The organism is Haemophilus sp. THUN1690, assembly GCF_059704375.1.
Map to the genome: position 1 here is coordinate 23,047 of NZ_AP046584.1, position 6,533 is coordinate 29,579.

A 6,533-nucleotide genomic window follows, 5' to 3' on the forward strand; every position below is an offset into this window, starting at 1 on the left:
CGTCCTTTAAATTTTTGGCGCAGGACGTTTTACACCGTCCACTACAGCCTCACCGTTAGCCACGTCCACACCGCGTTGGGTAATGGAGGCAATCATAAAACCGTTGCCTAAACGCTCAATTTTCACCAAGCCTTGCTCTTCCAGCCAATTTAAATGGGTGCGAACCAAATCACGGCTGATTTTATGCCCGTATAACGCCAAACAATCATCTAAAATGGATTCATTCGCGTCATAACCAGCTTCCACAAGGGATCGCAAAATCACAAGGCGTTGGTCTTTGGTAAAAATATCTTTACTCATTCTTTGCTCACTTCTTTCTCAATTAATAACGCCACCTGATGATTTAAGGTTTTAATATTCGTGCTTAACACATCGCTTTTGCCTTTCATCTCTGTAATCAAAATCCGCAAATCAGATACGTCTTGCGAAGTCGGCAAATGGCGTAATTCTCCTTTCATTTCTGATAGGCTTTTTTCGTTGTTATCAATGGCTTTGCGCAAGTCAGCTACATCGGATTTACGCGCATATTTACTGTCCATCGTCAGCCAAAAATACGTCCACACAATGCCGCCGACCGCCATCACAATCGACCAATGCTTTTGTAAAAATTCGATAATCTCTAACATTATTTTCCTTTGTTTGCCTTTTCTAATAAGGCTTGGCAATCTACACAACAACGTGCGAAAGGTTGCGCCAATAAGCGCGCTTTGGGGATAGGCTCGCCACATTCATCACAATTTCGCCCGTCTTCGGCAATCTGTTGAATGGCTTCTGCACTTAACGGATTCATTCGGCGTGCTGCTTGTTGCAAGGCTTCAATCTGTGCTTCACGTTCGACGAGTTGGTCTAAAATATCTGTCATGGGGTTCCTTCGTTGTGGCTACAAATCTCACGATAGGTCGCATTATGTACCGCAATTTGTCGCAAGGTTTCCGTGGTATCTTGTCTGCTGGCAGTGATAATGCCAAATCCACTACAACTTGGATTAATCACGGAGATCCCCTGACTTGTGCAACCCATCAATAAGAGTGTCACGGTCAGCATTGCGATTGTTTTCTTCATGTTGTTTTCTCGTTTCATAATGTTTCACCTGCGTATCAGAGACAGCTTTTTCACGGACCAACTGCTCGTTATCTTTTAATAATCGGTCAATTTCACGCCCGGCACGTTTGAGCTTAAATACCACATAACCACAAATAGCCAGTGCAGTACCTGAGCCGATTAAAATCATCTGTAATGTCATCAAATCCCCCTTGGCTTATCCGTTTGTTCCGGTTCAACATAGACTTCGCCCGTAATCGGTTCTTCTGGTTTTGTTTGTTTCGCTTGATATGCCATTACAGCGCCTTTAGTTGCCGCTGAGCCACCACAAAAACAAGCAAAATAGAAGAACAAATCAGTGACGGCAGAACGGTCAAGATAAACGGCATAAATCAGCACACCAGCCATGACCAGAAAGCCAAAAAATTGAATAAAACCTGTCGTACTCGCACGACCATCATTATTGGTAAATAATTCAAAAAATTTACTCATTGACATAATCTCCACATAATCACTTCAGCTGGAGTTGGTTTGCCGCGAAAGACATAACTCCATGCGTTTTTACTATAAAAGTGCGGTCGATTTTGCGAGATTTTTTTGGTTGTCAAAACTCGGTTTTGTAACCAATTAAAAACACGTTTAAACACGCCTAAAAATTTAAACTTCATTATCAATCGCTCCATATTTAAGATTACCCGCCACACGACGAACCCAGCCTTTACCAAAGGTCGCAAAAGTGCTTAGTTTGCAATAAAATTCAAGACGTTCAGCATTAAGACGCATAATGACGTCAGAAATCGCCATTTTTTTAATAGCGGCAATCGTCATATTGCCAATAATGCCGTCATCCGCCACATTCACCGCACGTTGCAACATACGGCTTGCATTACCTAATCCATGATTTACAGCCGCATCAAAAAACTGATAAGCCACCGCTTCAGGCATCTTGTCGCATTGATAACGCAACCAAAAGGCGGAGTAGTAGATTTTAAAAGCCTGATCACGCGTCATCACACGCATATTGCCCTGATAACCATTTGCTTGAGCTGTGCGTTTAGTAATCCCCCAATTGGTTTCCCCGCCTGGGTCGCGGGTGTCATTAACATAACCGCCCTCATGTCCGATTAAGCGGTTAAAGATTTGTGTAAAGGTTAGAGACATAAAAAAACTTCCTTTAAAACGTATTTAAAGGAAGTTTAAAGAATAGGAGGGGGAGTTGGATCTGTGAAGTTTCAGCCTAGGATTCAAACAAATCACGTTGATAACGTTTACGCAACAACGCCCGCTGTTCACGCAAAATCGCATAAATATGCGACTCGCTTAAACGGTATTTACTCACCAAGTCTGACACATTTCTGCCGTCAAACTCGTGATAAATTTGCACATTACGTAACGCATCTTTCAACACATCGCCAGTAGGTAAATACACGGATTTACCACCAAAATAATGCGCCATCACGCCAGTTAATTTTGCGGCTTTGCTTTTTGCATTATCCGCATTTTCCCCTTGGCGCACAAGCTCACAGGTTAAAATATCAATAATTTCCGCCAACGTGCTCGGCCACTTATGCATAATCTCATTTGCAGGTACGTGGTCTAAATGGTCGAACAACGCACCGACCATCACGTGATCGTCGGCAAATAAATCTTCTTGAGTATTTAATTGTGCGCTCATCGGTAATCCTTGTGGCGAAATATAAATGGCAGAATTATATAAAATTGCGATCTCTCAGGGGAAAATATTTTTAAGATGGAAAATAAAGAAAGGGAATAATTAATTGATTTTAAAAAGAAAAACCGCCCTTTCGGGCGGTTAAAAAAGTTTATTTAGCTTGTTGGCTTTTCCATTTTTTCCAAATTTCATAGCCTGGTAAATGTTCCACTGGTTGCCCCAGTTGGTAAAAGCGTTCGATATAAAGAATGGTGTTTTCCATTTCATTATTTTCCGCCATACGTTGGGCTTGTTTGCGTTCTTCGTTGTTGATTGCAGCAGACCCTACACCTGAAAATAGTGGTTTGTTGGTTTCCATCACTTGCATTAAGTAGCGGTGGTTGTTAAGCGGGGCGAGATTTCGGCTTTCTCGGCGTTTTTTCTGCACTGAATTGACCGTCTCACTCAAACAGTGGGCTAATAATTGAGAAGGCGGGAATAAATCTAGCACTTCGCGCATTAATTTAACCGCTCTTAAGTTACTCAAGGCTGATTTATCAGGGCGGAACAATGCGATATAACTGACCAAAGGACGCGCCACGCCATATTTTAACTCGGTAATCAGCCCTAATAATTCACGTCCTGCATCATCTTCCAACAGTTGGTCGAGGTGAATATCAGAATGGCACACCGGACAACGGCACAATTTCATACATTCCCCCTTGCTTGCCATTTTTTCAGGCGTTCAAGCACTAAACCAGCCATTTGGTCGTTTAATGCGCCCACATTCAGCGCAAGCGGTTTGTTTTGAGCCGTTAATATCGGGTTCACCACACCGCGCACCCATTTGTTTAATGCGGTTTCCGACCCATCGCGCACCAATCCTTTCTTGCTCATTTCAATCCAAATGGCGCGGATTTTGTGGGCAATGTTGCTTTTTACAAACGCACTTTTTCTGCTTGGCGAATGATTTCGGCGGCTGGTTTTCTTAAATCCTTTGGCTTCCATCTCCGCTTCCACTTTCATTAACTCCGCCACACTCATTTCTTTGCATGATGTTTTCCCGGTAACGCGCTCAAGCATGGCGCGGTAGCTATATTCATCCATTGCCAGTTTTTGCTTGGCAATGTGAATTAGCTGTATTAGTTTGGGTTTGGTTTGATACATTGTTTTTTTCCTGTTAAAACACATTATTCAGCCCACTTAAACGTGATTCAAATGGGCTGTAAATGGGTTTTAAATGTTTTCTTCGAGTTTTGTGCCTTCAACAAAACCAAGCAAAATGCCTTTCACAATCTTGTCCAATGCCGCAAACTGACGGGCTATATAGGATTCAAATTCTGCTGCGTGTTTGCCGAAACTATTGGTGCTGACGGTGCTTTTCATTCTCTCAAAACCAGAAAACTTGATTTTGTTGATTTTTAAGCTAGATGTCAGTGTAAAACTTATGTCATCTTTACCTTCTTCATTCCAGCTGAACAGTTTGATTGATTGCACGCGATAGCCATTTTTTAAGGCTTCAATCACGCGTTCTTTACTAGTCGAGTCGTCACTACGAATGGCGCAATCTAAATAGGTGCGTGTTTCGTTAAATTCGCCTTGTGCAAGATAAAGTGTCGTGCGGTTTGCAAAATGTAAGTGATTAAACATCGGCTTATTTTCCGTTAAAAGTGCGGTCAATTTTGCCGTTAAACCGAGTTTTTCTTCTGATACCACAAAGGTTCTAAACTCAACCACACTCATATTTGACACAATTTTGCCAATCGCAATGCGTGCACGTGGTGAGCGACTGTTAGTAATTAAATGGTGCGTTTCGGCACAGTAGAAGAAATTCACGATTTCGGATGAATACGGCAAATCTTGTGCCAATAAGGTTTCTTTAGCTTTTGAGACAATCTCTTTTTCACTCATTCCCACTACATTGCCAAGTTCGTGTTCTCCGAGTTTTTTAAGCTGCCAAATTTGATGCTCTAGCAAGGCTTTGGAAAGATTAAGCCACTCAAAATGCACGGAGAAAAACAGGTTGCCATTGCCCAATTTCGTCACTTTTTTGCCGTTAATTGGATTAGTGACCGTTTCCCAACGTAAAAAATTTTCGTCGGAATGCCCACGCATATTTTCAACACGTGAAATTACATCATCGGTAGGAAAATGTGCGCTGTAAATTTCGCATTGCTTCAAGGTGATAAAATCTGTGTTACGCATAATTTGCTCCTTTTTGGTTGATTGAAAACACATTATTCAGCCCACTAAGTGCGGTCAGAATGGGCTGTAAATATGCTCTAGCAATTCGGATCAAACACCGCGCCAAATTCCAATTTCACTTCACTGCAAGCAAAGCGATGACCGAATTTTTTTGCCATCTCCAAGGTTCTTGCATACATGGTTTTGGCGGTATCAATATCACCGTCTAATACGCAAGATTGCACTAGCTCAAGATTACCGATCACATCGGCTACTTCACGTGTAATATCATCTAAATTTAATGTTGGTGCTGTCATACTTCTTCCCCTTCAATCACTGAATCAATTTCCACAACTAAACCGGTTAATGGCGGAGCGGTGTTTAAATCACACAACTCAATGGCTTGTTCTAGTGTTTCTGCTGTCATTTTCACTTCAATCACGCCATATAAGCGCACGATATAATCAGTCATAATCTCCCCCTTAAAACGGTTTTCTTAATACTCGTTCACAAAACGCGGCGCGGTGTTTGCACCATTCTCGGTTACGAGCGTCAGGTGCATTAAGTTCCGCAATCGCCCATTGCTCTTTGGCGTCTTGCAGTTCGCCTCCACGTTCACTGTTTGCCGCTTGTTCACTGTAATATTTAAAGCGATCAAACTTGTTGATGTTTTTGTTCATAAGGTTCTCCTGTTGGTTTAAAGCCCATTATGAACGCGCCTTAAATTAGGTTTAAAGCGCGTTGAAATAGGTTTTAAATATCTTGCTCAAACGGCGTAATCACAAAGTCTTCCACTCCTGTTTTAATCGTCACACCAGCCACCGTTGCCGCCAATTCTGGCTCGTTTAACATGGCTTCTTTGTTTACTTCTTCCTTGGTGCGAATGAATCGAACAAGCCCTAGGGTGCGTAAACTTTCAAGCACTGATTCCGCTCCACGAATCCCCACACTTGGCGGACGTTGGCGCCATTGCACTTCGCCTGTATTAAATGAACCAGTTTTAGTTTTGCCGTTTTGCGTGAGTTCATCACGTCGGCTCTCACACCATGCTTGCACCGCATCTTGTTTTGGTGCGAGCTTTTCTTTCACTTCGTTCATGCGTGGCGCGTATTCTTCGGTGATTGCAGCTAGCTTGTCGTTTTGTTCAATCGCTAGGCGTTCTAATTCGCGGTTTAAATCGCCGATTTCTTTAATTGCAACTTCCACTTCATCGCGCGTTTGATAACGCACTGCAAAGGTGTCGGTTTTAATGCGGGTTGCTTTTTTAGCCATTTCTTTTCTCCTGTTGGTTAATGTAAATAGGAACGCCAAATCACTTTGATGCCTTCGACCATCATTTGATATTCCGCCCAATGTGCGCCGTCGTTGCCTTGAATGTAGGCAAAGGCTTGACCAGTTTTCTCAAATTTCTTCGTGATAGCATTTTGCTCAATGCGAACGCGAGGTTTAATTTTGTCGAACTCAATATTCACCACATGCAAACCCATTTTGTTAAGTTCGTTTATGCATTTCTGCGCTTGTGATAAATACCCCAGTGCGATTTTGTTGCATCCGCCAAACACGGGGTGCGGTTTGGCTTGTTCACTTAAAGTGCGGTTGATTTTTGCTGAGTTTTCCATTAGTTCGCTCCTTTCATTTGTGCTTGGGCGGTTAAAAT

At 42.5% G+C, this 6,533-nt stretch carries 16 protein-coding genes; all 16 read right to left on the bottom strand.

Annotated elements, in window-relative coordinates; genetic code table 11:
- Positions 1-6 precede the first annotated feature (6 nt).
- The 16 genes from AC6H22_RS08970 to AC6H22_RS09045 all read right to left on the bottom strand — a co-directional run bounded on the left by AC6H22_RS08970 (position 7) and on the right by AC6H22_RS09045 (position 6,495).
- Complete coding sequence (locus tag AC6H22_RS08970; protein WP_005641499.1) at positions 7-300, bottom strand: VpaChn25_0724 family phage protein; 294 nt, start codon at positions 298-300, stop codon at positions 7-9.
- The gene (locus AC6H22_RS08975; RefSeq protein ID WP_005641502.1) at positions 297-626 is read right to left on the bottom strand and encodes a DUF2730 family protein; all 330 of its coding nucleotides are present in this window, start codon (positions 624-626) and stop codon (positions 297-299) included. The genes AC6H22_RS08970 and AC6H22_RS08975 overlap by 4 nt, the downstream gene beginning before the upstream one ends.
- Entirely contained in the window at positions 626-862 is a 237-nt protein-coding gene (locus tag AC6H22_RS08980; RefSeq protein ID WP_497515651.1) for a TraR/DksA C4-type zinc finger protein, read from the bottom strand. The genes AC6H22_RS08975 and AC6H22_RS08980 overlap by 1 nt, the downstream gene beginning before the upstream one ends.
- Entirely contained in the window at positions 859-993 is a 135-nt protein-coding gene (locus AC6H22_RS08985; protein ID WP_497515652.1) for a hypothetical protein, read from the bottom strand. The genes AC6H22_RS08980 and AC6H22_RS08985 overlap by 4 nt, the downstream gene beginning before the upstream one ends.
- Positions 986-1,243: a DUF2681 domain-containing protein gene (locus AC6H22_RS08990; protein ID WP_497515653.1), complete on the bottom strand. Its 258-nt coding sequence runs from the start codon at positions 1,241-1,243 to the stop codon at positions 986-988. Before AC6H22_RS08990 ends, AC6H22_RS08985 begins: the two co-directional genes overlap by 8 nt.
- Positions 1,243-1,533, bottom strand: a complete 291-nt coding sequence (locus AC6H22_RS08995; RefSeq protein WP_497515654.1) for a DUF2644 domain-containing protein — start codon at positions 1,531-1,533, stop codon at positions 1,243-1,245. Before AC6H22_RS08995 ends, AC6H22_RS08990 begins: the two co-directional genes overlap by 1 nt.
- 165 nt (positions 1,534-1,698) lie before the next feature.
- Positions 1,699-2,202, bottom strand: coding sequence for a glycoside hydrolase family 108 protein (locus tag AC6H22_RS09000; protein ID WP_497515656.1), 504 nt, complete (start codon positions 2,200-2,202; stop codon positions 1,699-1,701).
- 76 nt (positions 2,203-2,278) lie between these two features.
- On the bottom strand, positions 2,279-2,716 hold the full coding sequence (locus AC6H22_RS09005) for a Mor transcription activator family protein (RefSeq protein ID WP_497515657.1): 438 nt from the start codon (positions 2,714-2,716) through the stop codon (positions 2,279-2,281).
- A 148-nt stretch (positions 2,717-2,864) separates the two neighbouring features.
- Complete coding sequence (locus AC6H22_RS09010) at positions 2,865-3,404, bottom strand: HI_1489 N-terminal domain-containing protein (protein WP_497515658.1); 540 nt, start codon at positions 3,402-3,404, stop codon at positions 2,865-2,867.
- Positions 3,401-3,859 carry a gp16 family protein gene (locus tag AC6H22_RS09015; RefSeq protein WP_497515659.1) on the bottom strand — a complete coding sequence of 153 codons (459 nt, stop codon included), beginning with the start codon at positions 3,857-3,859 and terminating at the stop codon, positions 3,401-3,403. The genes AC6H22_RS09010 and AC6H22_RS09015 overlap by 4 nt, the downstream gene beginning before the upstream one ends.
- Before the next feature lie 69 nt (positions 3,860-3,928).
- On the bottom strand, positions 3,929-4,897 hold the full coding sequence (locus AC6H22_RS09020) for a hypothetical protein (protein WP_497515660.1): 969 nt from the start codon (positions 4,895-4,897) through the stop codon (positions 3,929-3,931).
- Between the two features lie 77 nt (positions 4,898-4,974).
- A complete protein-coding gene (locus AC6H22_RS09025) occupies positions 4,975-5,193 on the bottom strand; it encodes a hypothetical protein (RefSeq protein ID WP_005643762.1) in 219 nt (72 codons plus the stop codon).
- Positions 5,190-5,348 carry a hypothetical protein gene (locus AC6H22_RS09030; protein ID WP_497515661.1) on the bottom strand — a complete coding sequence of 53 codons (159 nt, stop codon included), beginning with the start codon at positions 5,346-5,348 and terminating at the stop codon, positions 5,190-5,192. The genes AC6H22_RS09025 and AC6H22_RS09030 overlap by 4 nt, the downstream gene beginning before the upstream one ends.
- A gap of 10 nt (positions 5,349-5,358) precedes the next feature.
- Positions 5,359-5,556, bottom strand: coding sequence for an ANR family transcriptional regulator (locus AC6H22_RS09035; RefSeq protein WP_497515662.1), 198 nt, complete (start codon positions 5,554-5,556; stop codon positions 5,359-5,361).
- A gap of 73 nt (positions 5,557-5,629) precedes the next feature.
- Positions 5,630-6,148 carry a host-nuclease inhibitor Gam family protein gene (locus AC6H22_RS09040; protein WP_497515663.1) on the bottom strand — a complete coding sequence of 173 codons (519 nt, stop codon included), beginning with the start codon at positions 6,146-6,148 and terminating at the stop codon, positions 5,630-5,632.
- 17 nt (positions 6,149-6,165) lie between these two features.
- Positions 6,166-6,495 (bottom strand): HI_1482 family protein, encoded by a 330-nt coding sequence (locus AC6H22_RS09045; protein ID WP_497515664.1) that lies wholly within the window; start codon positions 6,493-6,495, stop codon positions 6,166-6,168.
- Positions 6,496-6,533: the final 38 nt, after the last annotated feature.

What these genes read in the sequence shown, in the direction of transcription:
- AC6H22_RS09015 (WP_497515659.1), bottom strand. Translation starts at nt 3,859, where the DNA reads ATGTATCAAACCAAACCCAAACTAATACAGCTAATTCACATTGCCAAG.
- AC6H22_RS09005 (WP_497515657.1), bottom strand. Translation starts at nt 2,716, where the DNA reads ATGAGCGCACAATTAAATACTCAAGAAGATTTATTTGCCGACGATCAC.
- AC6H22_RS09040 (WP_497515663.1), bottom strand. Translation starts at nt 6,148, where the DNA reads ATGGCTAAAAAAGCAACCCGCATTAAAACCGACACCTTTGCAGTGCGT.
- AC6H22_RS08990 (WP_497515653.1), bottom strand. Translation starts at nt 1,243, where the DNA reads ATGACATTACAGATGATTTTAATCGGCTCAGGTACTGCACTGGCTATT.
- AC6H22_RS08975 (WP_005641502.1), bottom strand. Translation starts at nt 626, where the DNA reads ATGTTAGAGATTATCGAATTTTTACAAAAGCATTGGTCGATTGTGATG.
- AC6H22_RS09010 (WP_497515658.1), bottom strand. Translation starts at nt 3,404, where the DNA reads ATGAAATTGTGCCGTTGTCCGGTGTGCCATTCTGATATTCACCTCGAC.
- AC6H22_RS09045 (WP_497515664.1), bottom strand. Translation starts at nt 6,495, where the DNA reads ATGGAAAACTCAGCAAAAATCAACCGCACTTTAAGTGAACAAGCCAAA.
- AC6H22_RS08995 (WP_497515654.1), bottom strand. Translation starts at nt 1,533, where the DNA reads ATGAGTAAATTTTTTGAATTATTTACCAATAATGATGGTCGTGCGAGT.
- AC6H22_RS08980 (WP_497515651.1), bottom strand. Translation starts at nt 862, where the DNA reads ATGACAGATATTTTAGACCAACTCGTCGAACGTGAAGCACAGATTGAA.
- AC6H22_RS08970 (WP_005641499.1), bottom strand. Translation starts at nt 300, where the DNA reads ATGAGTAAAGATATTTTTACCAAAGACCAACGCCTTGTGATTTTGCGA.
- AC6H22_RS09020 (WP_497515660.1), bottom strand. Translation starts at nt 4,897, where the DNA reads ATGCGTAACACAGATTTTATCACCTTGAAGCAATGCGAAATTTACAGC.
- AC6H22_RS09000 (WP_497515656.1), bottom strand. Translation starts at nt 2,202, where the DNA reads ATGTCTCTAACCTTTACACAAATCTTTAACCGCTTAATCGGACATGAG.
- AC6H22_RS09025 (WP_005643762.1), bottom strand. Translation starts at nt 5,193, where the DNA reads ATGACAGCACCAACATTAAATTTAGATGATATTACACGTGAAGTAGCC.
- AC6H22_RS09030 (WP_497515661.1), bottom strand. Translation starts at nt 5,348, where the DNA reads ATGACTGATTATATCGTGCGCTTATATGGCGTGATTGAAGTGAAAATG.
- AC6H22_RS09035 (WP_497515662.1), bottom strand. Translation starts at nt 5,556, where the DNA reads ATGAACAAAAACATCAACAAGTTTGATCGCTTTAAATATTACAGTGAA.